At 67.9% G+C, this 20415-nt stretch carries 24 protein-coding genes; 10 read left to right on the top strand and 14 right to left on the bottom strand.

Annotated elements, in window-relative coordinates; translation table 11 throughout:
- The first annotated feature begins 10 nt into the window (after positions 1 to 10).
- Positions 11 to 217 carry a DUF7534 family protein gene (locus GM656_RS02095; protein WP_162411993.1) on the top strand — a complete coding sequence of 69 codons (207 nt, stop codon included), beginning with the start codon at positions 11 to 13 and terminating at the stop codon, positions 215 to 217.
- 57 nt (positions 218 to 274) lie between these two features.
- On the opposite strand, the gene GM656_RS02090 is transcribed toward GM656_RS02095, so the two are convergent.
- Positions 275 to 1066, bottom strand: coding sequence for a 2-oxo acid dehydrogenase subunit E2 (locus GM656_RS02090; RefSeq protein WP_162411992.1), 792 nt, complete (start codon positions 1064 to 1066; stop codon positions 275 to 277).
- A 202-nt stretch (positions 1067 to 1268) separates the two neighbouring features.
- Between GM656_RS02090 and GM656_RS02085 the strand changes: the two genes are divergently transcribed.
- A complete protein-coding gene (locus tag GM656_RS02085; protein WP_162411991.1) occupies positions 1269 to 3020 on the top strand; it encodes a sugar-transfer associated ATP-grasp domain-containing protein in 1752 nt (583 codons plus the stop codon).
- Complete coding sequence (locus GM656_RS02080) at positions 3017 to 3388, top strand: hypothetical protein (RefSeq protein ID WP_162411990.1); 372 nt, start codon at positions 3017 to 3019, stop codon at positions 3386 to 3388. Before GM656_RS02085 ends, GM656_RS02080 begins: the two co-directional genes overlap by 4 nt.
- Before the next feature lie 78 nt (positions 3389 to 3466).
- Here the strand turns inward: GM656_RS02080 and GM656_RS02075 are convergent, their stop codons facing one another.
- Positions 3467 to 3676: a hypothetical protein gene (locus GM656_RS02075; protein WP_162411989.1), complete on the bottom strand. Its 210-nt coding sequence runs from the start codon at positions 3674 to 3676 to the stop codon at positions 3467 to 3469.
- A 150-nt stretch (positions 3677 to 3826) separates the two neighbouring features.
- Positions 3827 to 4693 carry a ZIP family metal transporter gene (locus GM656_RS02070; protein WP_162411988.1) on the bottom strand — a complete coding sequence of 289 codons (867 nt, stop codon included), beginning with the start codon at positions 4691 to 4693 and terminating at the stop codon, positions 3827 to 3829.
- 203 nt (positions 4694 to 4896) lie between these two features.
- On the opposite strand from GM656_RS02070, the gene GM656_RS02065 reads away from it, so the two are divergent.
- Positions 4897 to 5196 (top strand): hypothetical protein, encoded by a 300-nt coding sequence (locus GM656_RS02065; protein WP_162411987.1) that lies wholly within the window; start codon positions 4897 to 4899, stop codon positions 5194 to 5196.
- 38 nt (positions 5197 to 5234) lie between these two features.
- Here the strand turns inward: GM656_RS02065 and GM656_RS02060 are convergent, their stop codons facing one another.
- Positions 5235 to 5936: an SDR family NAD(P)-dependent oxidoreductase gene (locus GM656_RS02060; protein WP_162411986.1), complete on the bottom strand. Its 702-nt coding sequence runs from the start codon at positions 5934 to 5936 to the stop codon at positions 5235 to 5237.
- A gap of 126 nt (positions 5937 to 6062) precedes the next feature.
- Between GM656_RS02060 and crtD the strand changes: the two genes are divergently transcribed.
- From crtD to GM656_RS02040, 4 genes are all read left to right on the top strand, one after another.
- The gene (gene crtD, locus GM656_RS02055) at positions 6063 to 7550 is read left to right on the top strand and encodes a carotenoid 3,4-desaturase (protein WP_162411985.1); all 1488 of its coding nucleotides are present in this window, start codon (positions 6063 to 6065) and stop codon (positions 7548 to 7550) included.
- Position 7551: 1 nt separating this feature from the next.
- Positions 7552 to 8436, top strand: coding sequence for a prenyltransferase (locus tag GM656_RS02050; protein WP_162411984.1), 885 nt, complete (start codon positions 7552 to 7554; stop codon positions 8434 to 8436).
- A complete protein-coding gene (gene cruF / locus GM656_RS02045; protein WP_241692683.1) occupies positions 8429 to 9310 on the top strand; it encodes a bisanhydrobacterioruberin hydratase in 882 nt (293 codons plus the stop codon). The genes GM656_RS02050 and cruF overlap by 8 nt, the downstream gene beginning before the upstream one ends.
- 96 nt (positions 9311 to 9406) lie before the next feature.
- Positions 9407 to 10510 (top strand): NADH:flavin oxidoreductase/NADH oxidase, encoded by a 1104-nt coding sequence (locus tag GM656_RS02040; RefSeq protein ID WP_162411983.1) that lies wholly within the window; start codon positions 9407 to 9409, stop codon positions 10508 to 10510.
- A gap of 4 nt (positions 10511 to 10514) precedes the next feature.
- Here GM656_RS02040 and GM656_RS02035 read toward each other — a convergent pair whose 3' ends face one another.
- From GM656_RS02035 to GM656_RS02025, 3 genes are all read right to left on the bottom strand, one after another.
- On the bottom strand, positions 10515 to 11528 hold the full coding sequence (locus tag GM656_RS02035; protein ID WP_162411982.1) for a DUF368 domain-containing protein: 1014 nt from the start codon (positions 11526 to 11528) through the stop codon (positions 10515 to 10517).
- Between the two features lie 109 nt (positions 11529 to 11637).
- Positions 11638 to 11889 carry a DUF7127 family protein gene (locus GM656_RS02030; RefSeq protein WP_162411981.1) on the bottom strand — a complete coding sequence of 84 codons (252 nt, stop codon included), beginning with the start codon at positions 11887 to 11889 and terminating at the stop codon, positions 11638 to 11640.
- A gap of 91 nt (positions 11890 to 11980) precedes the next feature.
- Positions 11981 to 13288, bottom strand: a complete 1308-nt coding sequence (locus GM656_RS02025; protein ID WP_162411980.1) for a phosphoribosylglycinamide synthetase C domain-containing protein — start codon at positions 13286 to 13288, stop codon at positions 11981 to 11983.
- A 104-nt stretch (positions 13289 to 13392) separates the two neighbouring features.
- On the opposite strand from GM656_RS02025, the gene GM656_RS02020 reads away from it, so the two are divergent.
- Positions 13393 to 13665, top strand: a complete 273-nt coding sequence (locus GM656_RS02020; protein WP_162411979.1) for a DUF7553 family protein — start codon at positions 13393 to 13395, stop codon at positions 13663 to 13665.
- Between the two features lie 83 nt (positions 13666 to 13748).
- Here the strand turns inward: GM656_RS02020 and GM656_RS02015 are convergent, their stop codons facing one another.
- Positions 13749 to 14261 carry a hypothetical protein gene (locus GM656_RS02015; RefSeq protein WP_162411978.1) on the bottom strand — a complete coding sequence of 171 codons (513 nt, stop codon included), beginning with the start codon at positions 14259 to 14261 and terminating at the stop codon, positions 13749 to 13751.
- Between the two features lie 36 nt (positions 14262 to 14297).
- Positions 14298 to 15206, bottom strand: a complete 909-nt coding sequence (locus GM656_RS02010; RefSeq protein ID WP_194242946.1) for a hypothetical protein — start codon at positions 15204 to 15206, stop codon at positions 14298 to 14300.
- A 477-nt stretch (positions 15207 to 15683) separates the two neighbouring features.
- Between GM656_RS02010 and GM656_RS02005 the strand changes: the two genes are divergently transcribed.
- Positions 15684 to 16493: a MarR family transcriptional regulator gene (locus GM656_RS02005; RefSeq protein ID WP_162411977.1), complete on the top strand. Its 810-nt coding sequence runs from the start codon at positions 15684 to 15686 to the stop codon at positions 16491 to 16493.
- Here GM656_RS02005 and GM656_RS02000 read toward each other — a convergent pair.
- The 5 genes from GM656_RS02000 to GM656_RS01980 form a co-directional block, all read right to left on the bottom strand.
- Positions 16490 to 16813, bottom strand: coding sequence for a transcription factor S (locus tag GM656_RS02000; protein WP_162411976.1), 324 nt, complete (start codon positions 16811 to 16813; stop codon positions 16490 to 16492). The two genes, GM656_RS02005 and GM656_RS02000, sit on opposite strands and share 4 nt — an antisense overlap.
- A gap of 32 nt (positions 16814 to 16845) precedes the next feature.
- On the bottom strand, positions 16846 to 17457 hold the full coding sequence (locus GM656_RS01995; protein ID WP_162411975.1) for a hypothetical protein: 612 nt from the start codon (positions 17455 to 17457) through the stop codon (positions 16846 to 16848).
- On the bottom strand, positions 17450 to 18319 hold the full coding sequence (locus GM656_RS01990; protein WP_162411974.1) for a hypothetical protein: 870 nt from the start codon (positions 18317 to 18319) through the stop codon (positions 17450 to 17452). The genes GM656_RS01995 and GM656_RS01990 overlap by 8 nt, the downstream gene beginning before the upstream one ends.
- 131 nt (positions 18320 to 18450) lie before the next feature.
- The gene (locus GM656_RS01985; RefSeq protein ID WP_162411973.1) at positions 18451 to 19287 is read right to left on the bottom strand and encodes an RAD55 family ATPase; all 837 of its coding nucleotides are present in this window, start codon (positions 19285 to 19287) and stop codon (positions 18451 to 18453) included.
- A gap of 46 nt (positions 19288 to 19333) precedes the next feature.
- Positions 19334 to 20299, bottom strand: a complete 966-nt coding sequence (locus GM656_RS01980) for a beta-ribofuranosylaminobenzene 5'-phosphate synthase family protein (RefSeq protein WP_162411972.1) — start codon at positions 20297 to 20299, stop codon at positions 19334 to 19336.
- Between the last annotated feature and the right edge of the window lie 116 nt (positions 20300 to 20415).

Here is a 20415-nt window from a genome sequence, read left to right as displayed (position 1 = left end):
TCGCGACACCATGGCCCTCTCGACTCGAACGCAGTTCGCGGTCACGGCGCTGGTCGCGCTCGGACTCGTCGTTCCTCTCACAGCGTTGCTCACGCCGCCGGACCCGTTCACGCAGTTACTCGCGGCCGGAGCGCTGGCCGTGGCGGGGACGGTGCTCGCCTACGCGCTCAGCTACGGCGGCGGGTATCGGGCGCTCTCGTCGCTGGCGAATCGGTAGGGCGAGAACGGTCGGTCTCGCGAGACGCTGGGTCTCGGATCGAAGCCGAGCGGTCGCTCACTCGCCGGAGACGGCGTCCAGCCCGGACCCGTCTTCCAGGTGTGTGCGGAGACGCTGGACGAACCGCGCGGCCGACGCCCCGTCCACCACGTCGTGGTCGAAGGTGACGGTCACGCTCAGGAACTCGCGTGACCGGAGGTCTCCGTCGATCAGGCGTGGTTTGGTTCCGATGCCGCCGACGGTGAGCTGGAGGGTGTAGTTCGTGGGACTGATCGCCCACCCGTTTCCGGAACCGAACATCCCGACCGACGTGACGGCGACGGTGCCGGCCAGGCCCTTCCACCGCGACGGGAACCACTGCGGGAGTCGCCAGAGCTGCCTGCGGACGAATCCGGGAAGGCGGCGGACGAGCGCGTCGAACCCGGCCTCCGTACCGGATGACGGCTCCGTCTGGACGCGTCGAATCTCGTCGTGAATCGACCGAACCGTCCGCCGGTTCGCCGCGCGGACGACGTGGGGGACGCCGATCCGCTCGCCGTCGACCTCCCGTTCGACGAGGACGTTCACGTCCACGTCCTCGAACTCGTGGACCCGTCCCCGCCAGTCGTGATAGCGGTCGACTTCCGGCTGTTCCGCCACGGCAGCCGCCAGACAGGAGACGACGAAAGCCGTGAACGAGAGCGCTATGCCGGTCTCTTCCTCGATGGCTTGGATCCGCTCTCTGGCGTCGGTGACGTCGATTTCGACCAGTCCGTGGACGTTGCTCCGACGCCCCGCCATCTGCATGTACTCGCCGGTCAGCTGCTTTTGCGGAGATACGCGCTCGGTCTCGGGCTCTCGGCCGCTCATAGACTCAGGTGGACGGCGCAGCCTAAATCCGTACGCACCGACCGGGGCGATCACCGCTGATCGATAGGCGCAAACGACCGTGTCTGGTGAGTAAGCAAATAGTACAACTGTTCAATCGTGATTATCCGGATGCAGAAAGTATCAATCTCGATCATCGACACCGAATACCTAATGCTCATCGGTACCCAAACTGGCAGTACTGATGGGTGTACGGACGCTACGACCGATAACGACGATCTTCGACGACGCGTTTCGTCGCTATTACTTGCTGCTCAGTCTGTTGCTCACGTTGCTGTTACTCGGCTGGGTTCTCCGGGTGTTGACCGGGTCGCTCTCGGCCGCACTCTCCCGGTACGAGACGTTCTTTCAGCTCGCCATCGCGGGGATTCTCATCGCGACGTTCCGCAACGAGTTCGGTATCAAGACCTACGGCCTGTTCGCACCCGCCGTCATCTCGTTCGTCCTCGTCTCGACCGGGCTTCTCTGGGGAATGGCGCTGTTTCTCAACATCTTCGTCATCTCGCTTGGCGTCTACTACATCCTGGAGCCGTTCGGCATCGGGACGGCACACCGGGTGGGAACGATCATGGCGGTGGTCTCAATCGCCGTCGCCTCGGCTCTCGTGCTCGGAGACATCGGGCTCCTCCCGCGGCTCTCCGGGACGATTCGGGTATTCTTCCCGGCGATCCTCACGGCGTGGTACGCCGAGCGGTTCGCGAGCGACGTCGACGAACGCGGCTGGTCGGTCCCGTCGATTCAGTTGCTCTGGACGCTGGTGACGATCACCGTCGCGTACGCGGTCATCTCGGCGACCGCCTTCATCGAGTGGTTCCTCGACACCCCGGAAGCGTGGGTCGCGATGGTGGCGCTGAGCATCGTGTTGGGCGCGACGACCCGCATCCGACTCAAGGAGTACTACCGGTTCAGCGTCCACTACGGCGGTGCGCTCAACGGGATCTGGCGACGGCTCCAGGTCGCCGGCACGAACCTCCGAGCCCGGCTCCGCGGCGAGACCCAGCGCCTCCACGTCGGCACGGCCCTCACGATGAACGTCAGGAACCGCTACATCAGGAAGTACAACCCCGGACATCTCAGACACAGCGCGAACAAGGTGGAGGCGAAACGCCGATTCCTCGCCATCGGTATCCCGACGCCGGTCGCCTTCGCGATCGCCGAGGAGGAGGCGGACCTCGACGACGTTCGCCACGCGATCGAGACCCACGACCAGTTCGTGCTCAAACCGGACGGCGCCTCCGGCGGGGAGGGGATCGTCGTCGTGCGCGGCCGCGACGGAGAGACGTACCGGACCGGCAAGGGGGCCCGGACCGCGACCGAACTGCTCCGGCACGCCCGCCGGATCCTCCAGGGGCAGTATTCGGGGCTCGGTGGCGACGGGAAGGTGATCGTCGAGGAGCGCATCGAGCAGCACCCGTTCTTCGAGGCGCGGAGTTCGGGCGGTGTGGCCGACATCCGCGTCCTCGTGTTCGAGGGGTATCCGCTGATGTCGATGGTGCGTCTCCCCACCGCCGAGTCCGGTGACCAGGCCAATCTGCACAAGGGCGCGGTCGGCGTCGGACTGTCGATCGCGGACGGGACGTCGCTGGGCGCGTACCAGCAGAGCCACCACCGCTGGCTGACGACGCATCCCGACACCGGAACCGACCTCACGACGTTTCAGGTGCCGAACTGGACCGACGTGCTCGACGTCGCCGTCCGGGCGGCGGGCGCGTCGGGACTGGGCTACGCCGGCGTCGACATCGCGGTCGACAGCGACGGCGTGCCGCAGGTGTTCGAAGTCAATGCCTCGCCGGGACTCGGCATTCAGAACACGACCCGTACGGGGCTCCTCGGACGGCTGCAGTACGTCGAATCGCTCTCGCCCGAGCACGAGTTTTACCCGCCCGAGCGGAAGGTCGAACTCGCTCGCCGGTGGGAACAGGCGGGGTACCGATGAGGCGAGCCCGCGTCCGGACGCTCGTCTTCGGGGTCTGTGCCGGTGGACTCGTCGCCACCACCGCCTTCGTCGTGCTCCGCTCGCACCTGTCGGCCTTCGAGGGGGCGTTCTTTCTCACGCCCGCGACCTTCGTCCTGTTCCTCTGCTGGGAGGCGAGCAAGTACTACGTCATCGTCGACGAAGACGACGCGGCGGAGTGGCACGTGCCGGTGCGGTCGGAGTCTGGGGACCGGGCCAGACAGTCAGGCACCGCAGACGGCGCGCGTCCATCTGACGCCAGTGACGTTCCGGAGACCGTCTATGACTTCGACGGACAGGACCGCCCGTTCGAACCGCCCGACGAGCGGCGGGAACGCCTCGAAAAGTGACGCTGGGGCGCTCAGTGAGACGCCCTACGCTGACTCCCGCTTACAATAGACGAGCCTGCCGTGGTGACCACAGGGACGTTACTCCCCACTACGAGAATCCTCGTACCGGAGAAAGAGCCAACCGACGAGTATACTCACGAGTATGACAACCAGAACGCCAGCCAGCCGGTTCCCATTAAAAACAAACGCAACAGCGCCTCTCGAAGCTATCAGGAGGACTACGAGCAGTACGAAGCGACGAACCGAAAACCCGAGTTCCCTTCTCGAGTCCTGCTTGTCTGCGCTCATGATACATTTATTTCACTTTTTCGTAATAGGTCCTTCGCCGTTCAGTTCGCACGTCCCTCGAGCGGCGGAGTCGTCGATTCGAGCGGTAGTGGTGCTGGTTCGCGTACGCGTCGAAGTCGCCGCACTGGTCGCGCGGGCTTGCGAAGGGGGTCAGATAGCGACCCAGGCGAGGACGACGGCGGCCGCGCCGAGGACGGTCGAGCCGACCGCGTGGGTCCGCAGTTCGTCGAGCAGGTCGTGGGAGTGCTCGTGGAGCGAGCAGACCTCGTCGATCTCGCTGCCGGCCTCGCAGTTCGGCAGGAAGTCCATCGCGACGTGGAGGAAGATGCCGGCGGCGAAGCCGAAGATGACGGCGTTGACGACCGCGGACTCGGGGGCCGGGAGGAGGGCGGACGGGATGGCCGTCAGGCCGACGCCGGTCGCGGGGAGCAGGAGGGCGGTTGCGGACTTGCCGCTGCGGCCCAGGCGTCGGGCGGCGGCGTAGCCGGCGGGGCCCTTGTGCGAGACGATTGCGAGTCCGAGCAGGATGCCGAGTTCGGGCATCGAGGCGTAGACGAGGCCGATGACCAGCCCCGCCGAGAGCGCGTGGGCGGCGATGGCGGTCGTCGTCATGTCGAAGGAGGTGTCGAGGTGGGTCAGCCGGTGGCCGATGGTGTGGGTCCCGTAGCCGACGACGATGCCCGCCGCGATGCCGACGCCGCCGATCCGGGCCGCGCCGGCCTGTCCGCCCAGTCCCATCGCCTGCGGGACGAGGAACATCGCCGCCGAGGTCACCATCGCGCCGCTCGCCAGCCCGTACCCCCAGACCAGCCGGTACGGGTTCGTCTCGTCGGCGCGCGCACCGAGCCACGCCCCGAGCGCCATCGCGGCGAAGGCGACCCAGGAGATGACCAGCACTTTGGACGCACCTCCGGTGACGGCGACGCCGGACAGCACGAGCAGGCCGACGACGCTCGCGACGCCGACGAGCGACGCCCGCCCAGAGTTATTAAATACTGATTCTGAGTTAATAGTCATTGGCTATTACCAGCGCATAGTTGTTCATAAACCCGTCGATGGTGACACCGGCCCGTTTCGGTAGCGCGAACGCACGAGGCGAGTCCACGCGCGATGCGATCTGGTGAGACAGCGACGGCAGCCCTCGGGGCCCGCCGAACCCGGCCGGTTCCTGTCGCCGCTTTGCCGGAGTTATTTCCCGCTCCGAGCGGCACGTCGAGGCGATGCCCTCCAGACTCAGCGATAGCGTGTTCAGTGAGCCGTCAGGCAGGCCGATTACGGTCGTGATGCTCGGTGGTGCACTCGTTCAGGCCAGCGGGTACCTCTACTACGCCCTCCTATCCGACACCGCGCCACCCCACCTCATCGTGATGGCGGCCGGGTTCGCACTGTCCGGGGTTGCAGAGTCACTCCCCGCCGACCGCCGACGGACCGCCGGGGCGTTGCGCGTCACTGCCATCGTCCTCTTGCTCGTACTCCTCGCCCTCACCGTCGTCGCTCCGGACGCTGTCTTCGGGACGTAGGGGACCCGCTGGCGCTGTCGGGACCCGTTGGCGCTCGCTCACCGCTGTCGGTAGTCTGCCCAGTCGAGGACGCCGCCGTCGAGCGCCGAGGAATCGGCGTCCCGCAGCGCCCAGAGCACCATCTCGGCCACTTCTTCGGGGTCGCGGCCGCCGTCGCCCGAGAGGCCGGTCTCGACCTGGCCGGGATCGACGGCACCGACGGGCACGTCCAGTTCCGCCGCGAACCCGCGGGCGACGGCCTCGGCGGCGGCCTTCGAGACGGCGTAGGACCCGTAGCCCGGATAGCCCTCGCGCGCCACCGCTCCGGTCGGGACGACGATGCGCGCGTCCCCTGCGAGGTGCGGGAGTGCCTCGCGAACCGTCGCGAACACGCCGCGGGCGTTCGTCCGGAGGTGGTCGTCGAAGGCGGCGTAGGACTCCTCCGAGAGCGGTGTCTCGCCCGGTTCGCCGTGGTAGACGCCGGCGTTGGCGACGACGTAGTCGATAGCGCCGCCGCCCTCTCGCGTCGCGACCTCGACCAGTCGCTCCACGTCGAACTCGTCGCGAACGTCCGTCCGCACGGCGGTCACGGAGCCGCCCGCCTCGCGGATGTCGGTCGCGACCGCGTCGAGGTCGCCGGCGTCGCGTGCGCAGATGACTGCGTGCGCGCCGGCGCCGGCCACCGCGCGTGCGATCTGCTCGCCGATACCCCTGCTCGCCCCGGTGACGACGACCGTCGCGCCGTCCATCGTGTCGGCCATGCGGGGGCTTCTCGGGCCAGGAACAAGGCGATTACCCCGCTTGTCTCCCAGTCTCGTGCTGGCCCGGCGCACACCGATTCAGTTTGGCCGCCCATTTATTGACGGTCCGGCCCTTTTTCACTGGTAATGAGCGACTTGTCCGGTGAAGACGTGACTGTCGTCGGCGGCGGCATCGGCGGGCTCTCCGCCGCGTGCTACCTCGCGGACGCGGACGCCGACGTCTCGCTGCTGGAGAAGAACGACCAGCTCGGCGGCCGCGCCTCGCGCCTGGAGGCCGAGGGGTTCCGGTTCGACATGGGGCCGTCGTGGTACCTGATGCCCGACGTCTTCGAGCGCTTCTTCGCGTACTTCGGCCGCGAGCCGAGCGACTACTACGACCTCCAGCGCCTGGACCCCCACTACCGCGTCTTCTTCAAGGACGGGGACCGCCTCGACGTGACGGGGAACAACGACGAGATGCGCGAGAAATTCGAGGACTACGAGCCGGGCGCGGGCGAGGCCTTCGAGGAGTACCTCGCGACGAGCGAGCGCCACTACGAGACGGCGATGGAGAAGTTCGTCTACGAGGACCGCTCGCGGCCGCGGGACTGGGTCGACCTCGACGTGCTGACGGCCACGCCCGTCGGCCTCCAGCTGATCGGCTCGATGCAGGGCCACGTCGAGGAGTACTTCGAGCACCCGAAGCTCCAGCAGATCATGCAGTACACGCTGGTCTTCCTCGGCGGCTCGCCGAAGACGACGCCCGCGCTCTACAACATGATGAGCCACGTCGACTTCAACCTCGGCGTCTACTACCCCGACGGCGGCCTCGGCGCGGTCGTCGACGGCCTCGTCGAACTCGGCGAGGAACTGGGCGTCACCTACGAGACCGACGCCGAGGTCGAGGAGATCGCCCGCCGGAAGGAGGGGTTCCTCGTCGAGACGGTCCACGGCGACGTGTCCCACCCCGACGCCGTCGTCGTCAACGCCGACTACGCCCACGCCGAGCGGGAGCTCCTGCCCGAGCACGAGCGCCAGTACGACGACGAGTACTGGGACGAGCGCACCTACGCGCCCTCGGCGTTCCTCATGTACCTGGGCGTCGAGGGCGACGTGGAGCCGCTGGAACACCACACGCTCGTCCTGCCCACCGACTGGGAACCGCACTTCGACGACATCTTCGAGGACCCCGAGTGGCCCGACGACCCGGCGTACTACCTCTGTGTCCCCTCGAAGACCGACGAGAGCGTCGCCCCGGAGGGCCACTCGAATCTGTTCGCCCTCGTGCCCATCGCGCCGGGCCTGCACGACGAGGACGCGATCCGCGAGGAGTACCGCGAGAAGATCCTCGCCGACATCGCCGAGCACACCGGCGTCGACCTGCGCGACCGCATCGTCTACGAGAAGCAGTTCGCCGTCTCGGACTTCGGCGAGCGGTACAACGCGACCGAGGGGACCGCGCTCGGGCTGGCTCACACGCTCCGTCAGACCGCGCTGCTGCGCCCGAACAACCGCTCGTCCGCCGTCGACGGGCTCTACTTCACGGGCTCGTTCACGACGCCCGGCATCGGCGTCCCGATGTGTCTCATCAGCGGCGAGCACACCGCCAAAGCGCTCATCGAGGACTTCGTCTGAGATGCCCGAACTCCCGACCGACCGGCTCGCGGCCGTCGTCCCGCCGGAGGAGTCGCTGGTCGGGTACCTCCTGCGGCTCTCGCGCCCGCGCTTCTGGCTCTACCTCGGCGGGCCGGTCATCGTCGGCGTCAGCTACGCGGCCGACGGCCCCGGCGAGCTGTTCTCGCCGCTCGCCGTCGCGCTGTTCCTGTACTTCACGCTGCCCGCGAACGTCTTCCTCTACGGCGTCAACGACATCTTCGATGCCGACGTGGACGCGCACAACCCGAAGAAAGACGAGGGACGCGAGGTCAGCTACCGCGGCGACGGCGCCGTCGCGTGGGTCGTCGCCGCCTGCGCGCTCGCCGCGCTCCCCTTCGCCCTCGCCCTCCCCGCGCTGGGCGTGGCGGCCCTGCTCGCGTGGCTCGCGCTCTCGGTCGAGTACTCCGCGCCGCCGCTGCGGTTCAAGACGACGCCGTTCCTCGACTCGCTCTCGAACGGGCTGTACGTCCTGCCGGGGGTCGTCGCCTACGCCGCTGTCGAGGGCGTCGCTCCGCCGGCCTCGGCCGTCGCCGGCGCGTGGCTCTGGGCGATGGGGATGCACACCTTCTCGGCCATCCCCGACATCGAACCCGACCGCGAGGCCGGTATCCGGACGACGGCGACGTTCCTCGGCGAGTCCAATACCTACTACTACTGCGTGGCGTGCTGGCTGCTGGCCGCGTTCGTGTTCACGCTCACGCACTGGGTGTTCGGCGCGCTCCTGCTCGTCTACCCCGTGCTCGTCTTCGGTATCCTCGCCGTCGGCGTCGACATCGACGAGGCGTACTGGTGGTACCCGGCCATCAACACGGTCGTCGGGACCGCGTTCACGCTCATCGCGCTGTGGGTGATGCTGTATGGGTAGCGAATCCGACGGCACCTCGATGGACTTGGCGGTCCCCGAGTCCCGCCGAGCGGCGACCGCTCGGCTCGACCGGTTCGTCACCGAGAACCGCTTCACCATCGCCGTCGTCTTCCCGCTGGTCGGCGCGGTCACGCTGCTGGCCAGCGCCGAGGGGCTGTTGCCCGACCCGCTCGCGTTCAACCCCTACTTCGTCCTGTTCGGGACGCTCGTGATGCGGCTGCCGCTGGTCGCCGGGGTCTTCCCGCTCGTCGACCGCCGGGCGGGTCTGGCGCTCATAGCGCTCGCGGCCTACTCCTACGGTATCGAACTGCTCGGCGTCCGAACCGGGTGGCCCTACGGCGAGTTCGCCTACGGCGTCGACCTCGGGCCGATGCTGTTCGGGGAGGTCCCGCTCGGGCTGCCGGCCTTTTTCTTCCCGCTGGTGCTCAACGCCTACCTGCTCGTCCTGTTATTGCTCGGTCGCCGGGCCGAGTCGACGCCGCTGCGCCTGCTGGCGACGCTCGCGACGGTCGTGCTCGTCGACCTCGTGCTGGATCCGGGTGCGGTCGCCATCGGCTTCTGGGCGTACCAGGACGCGCAGTTCTACGGCGTCCCGTGGACGAACTACGCGGGCTGGCTGCTGTCCGGGTCGGTCGCCGTCCTGGTGTTCGACCGGGGGTTCGACCGCGCCGGCCTGCGCCGCCGCCTCGACTCCTGTGAGTTCATGCTCGACGACCTCGTGAGCTTCGTCCTGCTGTGGGGCGGCGTCAATCTGTTCTACGCGAACTGGGTCCCGGTGGGGCTGGCCGCGCTGCTGGGCGCGGGCCTCCTCTGGACCGACCGCTTCGACTTCGACCTCTCGGAGACCCGGTTCGGGAGCGCCGTCTGGCGCTGACGGACCGCGGTCGGGGCGACGCCGAATCGGCCTTCGATTCCGGCGCGGTCTGCAGTCGCCACTGCGGTTTTCAGTGTCCCCGGCGAACCCTCGCCGATGACGGAACTGTTCTCGCCGCTCGAACTCCGCGACACGACGATTCCGAACCGCGTGATGGTCTCCCCGATGTGCCAGTACTCCTGTGAGGACCGCGACGGCCTCGCGACCGACTGGCACCGCGTCCACCTCGGCTCGCGGGCCGTCGGCGGCGCGGGGCTGGTGATGAGCGAGGCGACGGCCGTCGAACCTCGCGGGCGAATCTCGCCGGAGGACCTCGGTATCTGGAGCGACGAGCACGCGGCGGCGCTCGAACCGATCACCGAGTTCGTCCGGGCACAGGGGAGCGTGCCGGCAATCCAGCTGGCCCACGCCGGTCGGAAGGCCGCCACGTCGCGCCCCTGGGAGGGCCACGACCCGCTCCAGCCCGACGAGGGCGGCTGGGCGGTCGCCGCACCGACCGGCGACCCCTGGCCGTACGAGGAGGGCGACGCCCCGCCGACGGAGCGCCTCAACCAGGACGGCATCGAGGGCGTCATCGACGCCTTCCGCGCGGCCGCCGAGCGCGCGCTCGACGCCGGCTTCGAGGTCGCCGAGGTCCACGCCGCCCACGGCTACCTCCTCCACGAGTTCCTCTCGCCCGTGACGAACAGCCGGGAGGACGACTACGGCGGCGACTTCGAGGGCCGGACGCGGCTGGTCCGCGAGGTGACGGCCGCCGTCCGCGAGGTCTGGCCCGACGAGAAACCGGTGTTCATCCGCATCTCCGCGACGGACTGGCTCCCCGACCGCGAGTCCTGGACCGTCGACGACTCCGTTCGACTGGCCGACCGGCTGGCCGAGGTCGGCGCGGACCTGATCGACGTGAGCGGCGGCGGCATCCACCCCGAGTCGCGGCCGGACTACGCCGGGCCGAACTACCAGCTCCGCTACGCCGAGCGAATCCGCGAGGAGACTGCGTCGGACATCGCCGTCGGTGCGGTCGGCGGTATCACGACGCCCCAGCAGGCCGAGGCCGTCGTCGCCAACGACCGCGCCGACCTGGCCATCGTCGGCCGCGAACACCTCCGTGACCCGTACTTCGCGCTGACTGCGGCGAAAGAACTCGGTGCGACCGAGCAGATCGAGGGGCCGCCGCAGTACCGCCGCGCCTGGGGCTTCTGAGAGATCAGACCTTGTCAAGGTCGAGGTCGACGGCGTACCAGTCCAGCGCGAGCAGGATGGCCGCGCCGACCACGGCGGCGGCGGCGAACGCGACGACCACGTCGGTCGAGAAGCCGACCTCTCTCCGGACTTCGACGACCGGCGCGCGCAGCGCGCCGACGACCAGCGCGACGAGGAAGGCGAGCGTCGCCCGGCGGTTGTAGTCGAGCGCGCGGCGGACCACGCGGGCGATGGTGAACAGGCCGACAAGGCCGCCCACGATGAAGGTCACGACGGGGACGCCCGTCGCGGTCACGTCGTCGACCGACCCGCCGGTCGCGAGCGCGATGAGCGCGTCGACGAACTCGCTCAGGGCCGTCGACATCCGGGTGTACTGGCCGAGGATGATGAGCAGCAGCGACCCGGAGATGCCGGGGAGGATCATCGCGCTGACGCCGATCATCCCGGCGACGAAGACGACGAGCAGGCTCCCGCCGGTGCCGTCCCCGCCCGTCGAGACGCCCGACACCAGGAAGGCGACGAGGAAGCCGACGACGCCGGCCGCGGCCTGAAACGGCGTCTCGACCGAGAGGCCGCGTAGCAGGACGAGCGCGGAGGCGGCGATGAGACCGAAGAAGAAGCCAAAGAGCAGCGCGGGGGTCTCCTGGCTGGCGACGTGGACGATGCGCGTCACGACGACGACCGCCACGCCCACGCCGGCGACCAACGAGAGCAGGAACCACACGTCGATTTCGAGCAGTTCGGCGAGCGCGCGCCGCGGCGCGAACCCGCCGTCGAGGGGCGTCAGCGCCCGGAGGAGCCGGACGATTCGGGCTGGCGTGACCGCCGTGATGGCGGCGATGAGGCGCTCGTAGACGCCGGCGATGAGGGCGATGGTACCGCCGGAGACGCCGGGGACGCCGTCCGCGCTCCCCATGCAGAGGCCGATGAGAAAGGTCTTGAGCCACGCGCGCAGCGGCGGTATCGAACCGCGGAGCGTCGGCAGGTCGCGCTGGTCCCGGTCGGAAAGGGTGGTCATCACTGGACGATTCCAGTATCACGCTGAAATCCCTTGTGGAGTGGCGTCGCCTCGGACGCTTGATATGTCCGACGGCGAGCGCGGTCCGACCCGGAAGGCGACCGCTCGCTCAGTTCCCGCCCGTGATCGTGACGACACCGTTCCGACGCGTCTCGACCGCGCCGGGACTCGGGAGGTCGACGTCGAACTCCGTCTGCCGGCCGGGGGCGTCGACGGCGACGACGGCCTCCGACCCGACGAGTTCGACTGTCACGTGGTCGGCTGTGGCCGGCAGCGAGCTGAAGTCGACGACGACCGTCCAGTCGTCGTCCTGTTCAGTACGTGAGACGTGAAGCGGTGACCGTTCGGTTAGTGCGTCCATTCGACGGCTGTGGGTACGACTCGCACACATATAGGTGGGGGTTTGGCACGTGCCAATCGCCGGAACCGAAACAGGCATGTGCCATGCCCTGTCAGGCCGGGCCGAGATAGCCCCACGCTTGCAGGCGGTCCCCGTCGCCGTCGATCCAGCGCTCCCCGATGTCGTCCCGGTAGTACATGTTCGGAATCACGATGTCGTCGATGCGGTCGTAGGCCTGCTCGCGGGCGGCCTGCATCGTCTCGCCGGTCCCGGTGACGACGAGGGGCATCCCGTTGTCGCCCGCGACGCGCCACTGGCCGTCGACGTGCTTCGCGTCTTCGAGGTGGATCCCGGCCCGGCTCTCGGTCTCGAAGACGACCGCCGCGTTGCGCGAACTCTCGTCGTAGGTTTTCTCGTCGTCGAAGGGGAACGGCGGCAGGACGACGCGGACGCCGATCTGGTAGCCGCCGTGCACGTCGAGGTCGGGGTCGTTCCCGCGGGCGAGGTCGAAGAAGAACTGCCCGGTCTCGGACTCGAAGGACTCCTCCTGGAGCGCGATGGTCGGATAGCCGAAGCGCGGCGTGAATTCGAGGGGATATATGCCGCTGTCGTTGACGATGCAGTTCAGGTCGATGCTCCCGACGTAGCCCTCCTCGGCGAGCCACCCTTCCAGCCGTCCGAGCGTCTCCTCGAACAGCCGATTGTGCCCGCCCCAGAACATCGAGGTCCCCATCTCGCCGGTCGAGGGGCCGATGTTCCCCGGGAACAGCTTCTTGTGCTCGAAGTTGAAATTGACCCGGTCGATGAACCGCTCGCCGTCGAAGAACCCGCAGATCGCGATCTCGACTCCCTCGACCTTCCGCTGGAGCTGGAACCCCTTCATGCGGTGGCCCCACGCCTTCTCGTACGCCCGCAAGACCTCCGCCACGTCGCTGCCGTCGTCCTCGTTGCCGACGTACAGCAGTCGCTTGACGTTCTGGACCTCGCCGAGCGGCTTGATGACGTACGGTGCCGGGTTCTCCTGGACGTGTGTGATCCCCGCGTCGAAGTCGCGAAAGACGTGGTGTTCGACCGTGTTGACCCCGTTCGCTTCGAGCACGTCCATCGCGTAGCCGCGGTCTTCCTCCAGCCGGTCGGTGTTCGGCGTACCGCCGACGACGGCCTTCCCCCGCTCGCGGAGGTCCTGAGCCAGTGCACCGGTCCCGACGTCAGAGCCGACCCAGATGTCGTCGAAGACGATCACGTCAGCCCAGTCGACCTCGGCCCCCCAGTCGTCGGTCTTGGGGACGAAGCCGTCGCCGATCTCTCTGTCCGATTCGGCCTCGATGTAGTACTTCACGTCGTGGCCTTCTCGATGGACTTGCCACGCGAGGTCGGTGATCAGCGCGGCGTCGGCGGAGACGAACAGGAACGTTGCCATGGGGCTGCTGGGCGCGGGAGCGGGATAACCGTTGGCCGTCCGCGACACCTGCAGGATTCCCCACCAGGCGAACCGTTTTATCCCTCATCCGAGAAGCGCCAGCCATGACACGCGACGAACTCGCAGCGGCGAGTGACCGGCTCGAATCGGCCGCCGAAGACACCGCAAGCGACGACGCGAGCGAGCGCCTCGCGGACCTCGCCGGGCAGCTCGACACGCTCGCGACCGCCGAGACGGGGCCCGACCACGGTCGCCTCGCCCGCATTCAGTCCGCGCTCAACGACCTCGCGAGCGGCGACGGAAGCGACGTGGAGGCCGCCATCGACGAGGCCGACGACCACATCAACGAGTACCGCTCCGACCTCGAAGGGGTCTGAAGGCGCTTCTCACCCGATCTCTCTCTCCACTGAGCGGCCGCGCCGTCTCGCCACACCGAGCGGCCGCGTCGTCTCACCCGCCGTCACAGCGCGCGCTTGGTCTCCGGGTCGTCTAAGTCCCAGAGCAGTTCCGGCAGGAAGGCGTCGAGGTGATCGACGACGCGCCGCTCGGACACGTCCAGTCCCTCGCAGTGCTCGTGGGCCTCGTCGCGGATGCCGGCGTGGATCTCGCCGTCTTCGACGGTGACCTGGAGCGGGAACACCGAACAGCGCGTCGGCTTCCAGTCGTGTTCGGCGTGCAACGCGCAGAGACCGTCGTCACGCAGGAAGTAACAGGCCTGTCCGTCCTCGTCGACGTGGTCGTCCCGGGTTTTCTCCTCCTGCCGGACGAAGTCCTGCCCGCGGAACTGCGTCGTCGCCTCGCTCAGACTCGCCCGACTGGCCAGTTCCAGCAGGTCCTTCTCGTAGAGGAGGACGCCGTGCTGACAGCACCACGTGCACTCCTCGACGCACTCGAAGGTGAGCGCCGGGTCGAAGTCGACCACGGCCTCCTTACCGGGGTAGACCTCGACGCGTCGGGCGGGGTCGGTCGTCACACCCCCGCTTGGGTTCCGGCGGGCAAAAGGACGGCGCTACGACCGCGTCTCGGTTGCCCGAGGCGTGTTCACGTCGGTCGTGACGGAGCGGTTCGCCTCGGATTCGGTCGTCGTCTCCGATTTCACTGCGGCGGGTGCGATCTGGTGAGTCGCGTCGTTTCGCTCGCCCGGCGCGTCGAGGATGTACGTCACGTCGTTCGGGTCACCCGTTCTGGGAACTGGGCTTCTGGCGTCGTGGACGACAGTGCGAGATTTGCCGGCATCGAGGACGCCGCTGATGCGCCGCACGGGTACGGAAGCGACACGCGGTCCGGCCCGGTTGAGCGCGAGCAGGTATCGGCCGGCCACGTCCCCTGTGTTCGTCACTGCGAATTCGATGGTCGGATCGCCGTCGGTGGCGACGTCGGGGCCCGAGAGCGTCACGTCGAACGAGGGCAACGGTGCAGCCAGTCGCTGTTCCACCTCCTTGGTGAATCGGCGCTCCCCGCCCGGCCACGTAAGTTTCGTGCCGCTCGCGTCGCCGGCTTCCGGCAGTCCGAACACCAAGACGCCGCCGCCGTCGGCGTATCCGGCACCCGACTCGCCGTCCCGAAACATTGCCTCGCTCGTCCGTCGCTCCACGGGCTGGTAGTCTGTCCCGTCGAAACCGAGGCGGAACGCCGACCGGTCAGGCGGTGTCCCGTCGACGGTCCGGACTTCGACGGTGAGGTACTGGTCGGCATCGTCGTACACAGCGATTGAATCCGGGAAATTCCTCGCCACGTAACCGGGCTGGACGGTCGGGTTCCTGACGTCGAGGCCGGCCGACACATCGGTGTCGGTGGCGGTTCGGCGCTCCCCCGGCGAAGGGACCGGCGTCACCGTCTGGGTGTCCTCGCCCAGACGTTGGCAGCCGGATCCGGCCAAGAGGGTCCCGAAGAGTGTCAACAGGCGTCGTCGTCGCATGGCCGTGGCTTCCGTCGGTCCGAATAAGTGCCTTCAGGTGGCTTCGATTCGGCTTTGACCGTCCTATCGGACTCTACGCCGAAGCGCTCCCGACGGCCCGCGACGAACGACGTTGCGAGCGGGATTCTCGGTCCGGCAGAACCATCAGTCCATGAATATACCGGGTTATCTACGTCCCGTCAGACATATATTTATAAAAATTATTACTATTGATGTCGATCCGAATCACAGTCAGATGCCGGCTTGCAACCGCAAGTATAGCGCACGGAATCAAGAGACGGAAGCCGCTTCGTTTAACGGCATCTTTACTTCCGAATCGAGGGAAACATCCGATACTTGATGCAAACCAAAACTTTTTGATAATACCACTGAAACTGTTCAATTAGATAACCTGTAGGGGCACAGCGGTCGCCGCCCCTCTCCCCTGTGGTGTTAGGAATGAGCAAATCAAGTGAGGGCCGAACGGCCCCGAAATCGATGCGTCACAAGCAAATCCTGGACGTAGCGGCAGACAACCCCGAAGCGTCGATCGAAGACCTCGCCGCCGAGGTTCCGAGCGCGACGCCGGACCTCGTCGAGCGGGTGCTCGAAAAGCACGGCGACCCGGCGAGCGAAGACGACGTCGTGGATACCGATGCCGCCAACCACGTGCCGTCTGCGGACGACGACATCGTTGACACTGATGCCGCCGACCGGACACCGTCTGCGGACGACGACCCCACCGCGACAATGGATACCGATACCTCAGCGCCCACGACGGAAGACGGCGCCACAGCGCCCGTCACGAATCAGACAGACTCGCCGTCGTATCCGGCCCCGGCAGACCTCTCACCGACGCAACGCGAGACGCTCCGGGCGATCACCGAGCACCCGACGGCGTCCCAGCGCGACCTCGCCGAAGTGCTCGACGTGACCGCTTCGACGATCAGCAACCGCGTCAACAGTATCGACGGCTTCGACTGGTCGGAGCGCGAATCGTTCGCTCACGCCGTCCTCGACGGCGAGGAACCGACGGCGGCCGGCCCGTCGACGACCGATTCGCGACAGTCGTCGCCCGAGGTGGTCGACACGGTCGAGACCGTCCAGTCGACCGTCGACCAGCTCTCGACGCAGATCGAAGACCTCGAAGGCCGGATGGAGACCGTCACGGACGGCAGCGGCGCGACACAGGCCCAGGCGCGCGTGTTCGACGACCCCGAGCTCGTTCACAAAGTGGTCCACGCCTGCATGGACTCCGAGAACATCAGCGAAGACGAGGAACTGCGGATCCTGAAGTCGCTGCTCTAGTTGTACTCGCGCCAGCGGTGGCCACACTCCTGGCACTTAAAGAAGCGCGTCGGCGGCTCGTCGGCCGAACCGGTCTGTTTGATCGTGTACCAGGCCTTGCCGTGGCCGCACTCGTCGCAGGTCACGTCGTCGGCGGTCGGCTTGCCCTCGAAGTTCGCTCCCTCCTCGGTCTCGATCAGTTCGTCGCCGCTCTGTTCGTCCGTGGTGACGAACTCGGCCGCGCGCTCCTCGTCCTTGGCGACGCGGGCCCCGCAGGACTGACAGACCATCTCGTCACCGTCGGCGTGCATCATCGAGCCGCAGTCGTCGCAGAACTGCATACCGACCGTTCGGACACCGAGTCGGAAAGCCGTTACTGCTCGCTCTCGAGGTCGTGTTGCTCGGCGACGACCGGACAGTCCCGGAGGCGGACCGTCTCCATGTCGAGGAACTCGACGAGTTCCGTTCCCTCGTTCGTACAGCGGGCGTTCGGCGGTTCCGAAAAGTGCTCGCACTGCTCGCAGTAGCGGTGTTTCGACACCTCGGCGTAGCGGTCCTCGGAGGCGTCGGCGTCCTCGCCGTCGCCGGTGATCTCGGCCCACACCTTGTCGGCGTCGAGGTGGTCGACGTCGACGCGCTCGAACGCGCCCTCGGTGTCCCCGAACGGATCGTCGCGGGCGTCTTCGAAGTCCGCGAACGGGTCGTCGGCGTCCGTCTCGGTGCGAAACTCCTCGACGTCGACCGCCGACAGGAGGTCGTCGTCTATCGTCGGATCCGGGTCGTCCGCCGACTGGCCGTGCCCGCCCGAACCAGTCGTCGATTCGGTTCCGGCGGGGGACGTGTCGTTTGTACCGTCCCCGTTGGACCCTCCGTCGTCGCCGGTCGTCTCCTCGCCGTCGTCTGCCGGGTCGAGCTGTTCGAAGGGGTCCCCATCGCGGTCGTCGACCGGGTCGAGTCGCTCGAAGGGGTCCTCGTCGTCAGTCATCGGTCGCCCCCGATTCGAGTTGCGCGGCGGTCACCAGCCGCGCTTTCGTCCGGAAGATGCCGCCCTCCGGGCGCACGTCCGAGACGGTCGCGTTGCAGTGCGGACAGTTCGGTTCGGTCAACAAGCCGATCTGGACCTGTTCGTCGCAACCCTCACAGCGGGCCGCAGAGATCCCTTCCTGTGCCGCCGCCCGCTTCAGGCGGTCGACCGCCCGCTGAGCCGCGTCGCGGCCGCCCTGGTCTTCCCGGAGGTCGCTGACGACCCACGCGACCCGGGTGAGCTTGTCCTGGAGGTCGCTCAGCCGCTCGTCGACGTCCTCGACCGCGGCCTCCTGCGTTTCGAGACCGACGGTGAGGTCGGACCGCAGCTCGGCCAGTTCTCGGTCGAGCCCGTCGACCTCCTGCCCGAGCGCGTCGAGCCGGTCAAATTCCTCGTGGTTGTGGTCGGCCGGCGCTTTCCCGTCCGTCTCGCGTTTCACCTGGACGACCCGCTCGCGGACGTCCTCGATCTTCCCCTGGAAGTCGGCCTGGAGGTCGTCGATCCGGTCGTCGAGGCGTTCCTCGACGCCGTCGACGATGTCGGGGAGCCGAGATTGCAAGGCGTCGTCGGCCGCCGAGTCGAGTTCGCCGTTCAGCTTCTCGTCGACGGTCGCGGCGACGACCGCGTCGAGCTCGTCGCGAGAGACGCCGACCGCCGCCGTCTCGTCGTCGAAGTCCGCCGTCGCCTTGTACGAGGCCAGTAGCTGTTCGACGACGGCCTCGCGGGGGACGCCGAGTGCCTCCGCTCGCTCGGTCAGCCACTCGTCCATATCCGCGGCTAGCTCGACGCGCACGCCTCCGTCATCCGTCGACTCGGAGGACATTACGCTACCCTTAATGAACGACACTGATAAGGGTTTACCGCCCATTTCAGAAATCGAGAGAGGCGGCCGTACTGGTCGAATCACTGCCAGCGACGGTGTAGGTGGCCCATACCGTGAGTGGCGTCGTGCGATTATCGGATTTTCCGCACGTCGCTGATGTCGAAGCCGGCGTCGCCGAGTTCCGTCTCGAACTGGACGATGTCCTCCGCCTCGATCTGCGAGAGGACGCCGCGGAACTGCCGGACGACGAGCGTCCGCGCCCGCGACGAGCCGCCGGTCTCCCAGGCGAACTCCATCGTCCCGTGCGAGGAGTCGACGAGCTGCCCGTGACGGACGTCCGAGAGCGTCTCGTGGTTGATGTGCAACAGGATGAGTCCGCCCCACTCGTGGGCGGCTTTCTGGATGCCGGCGACCAGCGAACTGATGTCGGACCAGCTGATCTCGTCGCCGATCGAACTGACGAGGTCCGACAGCGAGTCGATCACGACGAGGTTCCCGGGGGCGACCTCGTTGAGCGTCATCCCGAGCGTTCCGAGCAGCTCCTCCCGCTCGTGGCGGGCCCGGAGGTCGGTGATCGACGCTGATTCGCTCGCGTACCAGCTCCGCGGGACCGGGCTGATGTGGAAGTACCGCTCAGAGAGGTCGTGGAACTGCACGGCCTCGCTGCCCTTCTCGACCACCTCGTCGGCCATCGCCAGCCGCATCTCCGAGACGAGCTGTGACTCGCTCGCGGTAAAGGAGATGTAGTGGACCTCCTCAGGGGCGACGGCGTCGGCGGAGAGGTCGCCGTAGTAGAGGTCGTGGCTCTCCGCGTCGACCTGCTGGAGGCCGTTGACGAGCGCGCTCGTGTGCATGAACTCCCGGGAGCCGGCCCCGGCCTCCCCCGAGAGCAGGACGACGCTCCCGACCGGCGCGCCGCCGTTGATGATGGAGTCCAGCTGCCGGATTCCGAACGGAATGCGCTCCATACCTCCTCTCACCCACGGGGTCGCTTAAACGCTTGGCCGGGGTTCGTCATTCTGATAACGAGGCCCCGACGTTGCGCGGAGCGACGACGCGGACGCTCCCCTCGACGCCGGCCTCGTCGAGCGCCAGCGCGCCGGCTTCGCTGGCTTCCGACGCGTACTCCTCGGTCGTCAGCCCCCAGACGGTCGGGCCCCACGAGCTCTGGCCGGCCCCGGACACCGACGGCGCGCGCGACAGTGCATCGACGATCGACCCCGCCGGCGGCCGGTAGACGCCGCCCTGCTCGTCTGCGTACCACGCGCCGTTCAGCCGGCCCAGCCGAGCCGCGGCCTGCCCGAAGTCGCGGCGGTCTCTGGTGGCGATCGCCGGGAGCAGTCGCCGGGTCAGCAGCGTCGATATCTCGTCGGCGATGCCGGGGTCGGCCCGCTCGACGGCCTGTCGCATGCTCCGGTCCTCCTCCGACCCGCTCTGTCCGGGATCGGAGTCCGGCACGACGACGACGAAGCGCCAGTGGGCCGGCACGTCGTGGCGGGCGAGCACCGGCGGCACGTCCCAGTCGCCCTCGGCGGGCGGCTCCGCGGTGAAGCGCTCGGTCGGGTGGCCGCCGTCGACGACGAAGCCGCCGTCCTCGAAGGTAGCGACGCCGACGCCGCTGCGGCCGCCCCGCCCCAGTCGCGGGGCGTACGTCCGCGCGTCCGCGGTCCGGTCGTAGGCGCGGACGACGGCCACGAGCGTCGCGAGCGCGAGCTGGGTGCCGCTCCCGAGGCCGACGTGGCGCGGGAACCGCTCCTCGATTGTGACCGCCGCACCGGGCACGTCGAGCGCGTCGACCACGCGTCGGACGTACGGCTCGGCGGCCCCGTCGTCACAGCGGAGCTCGTCCGCGCGCTCGGCGTGGACCGCGAGCCGCGGCTCGTCGAGCGCGAGGCCGACGCCCCCGTAGAGGCGTTCGTGGGCCAGCGAGAGGTTCTGAAAGCCGAAGTGGAGTCGCGCGGCGGTCGTGACCGTCGGCATGGGCGGGGGTTGACACCGCCCCGGAAAGAAGCTACTGTCACCGGAGATTCCCCGGCCGTCCATGCGGGACGGTATCGCGACTACAAGTTATTTAAGGTCGCCCGCGGCGACGGTGA

The sequence above is a fragment of the Haloarcula salina genome (assembly GCF_010119195.1).
In the GTDB taxonomy this organism is placed as follows: Archaea; Halobacteriota; Halobacteria; order Halobacteriales; family Haloarculaceae; genus Haloarcula; species Haloarcula salina.
This window is presented reverse-complemented; position numbering and strand designations above follow the sequence as displayed.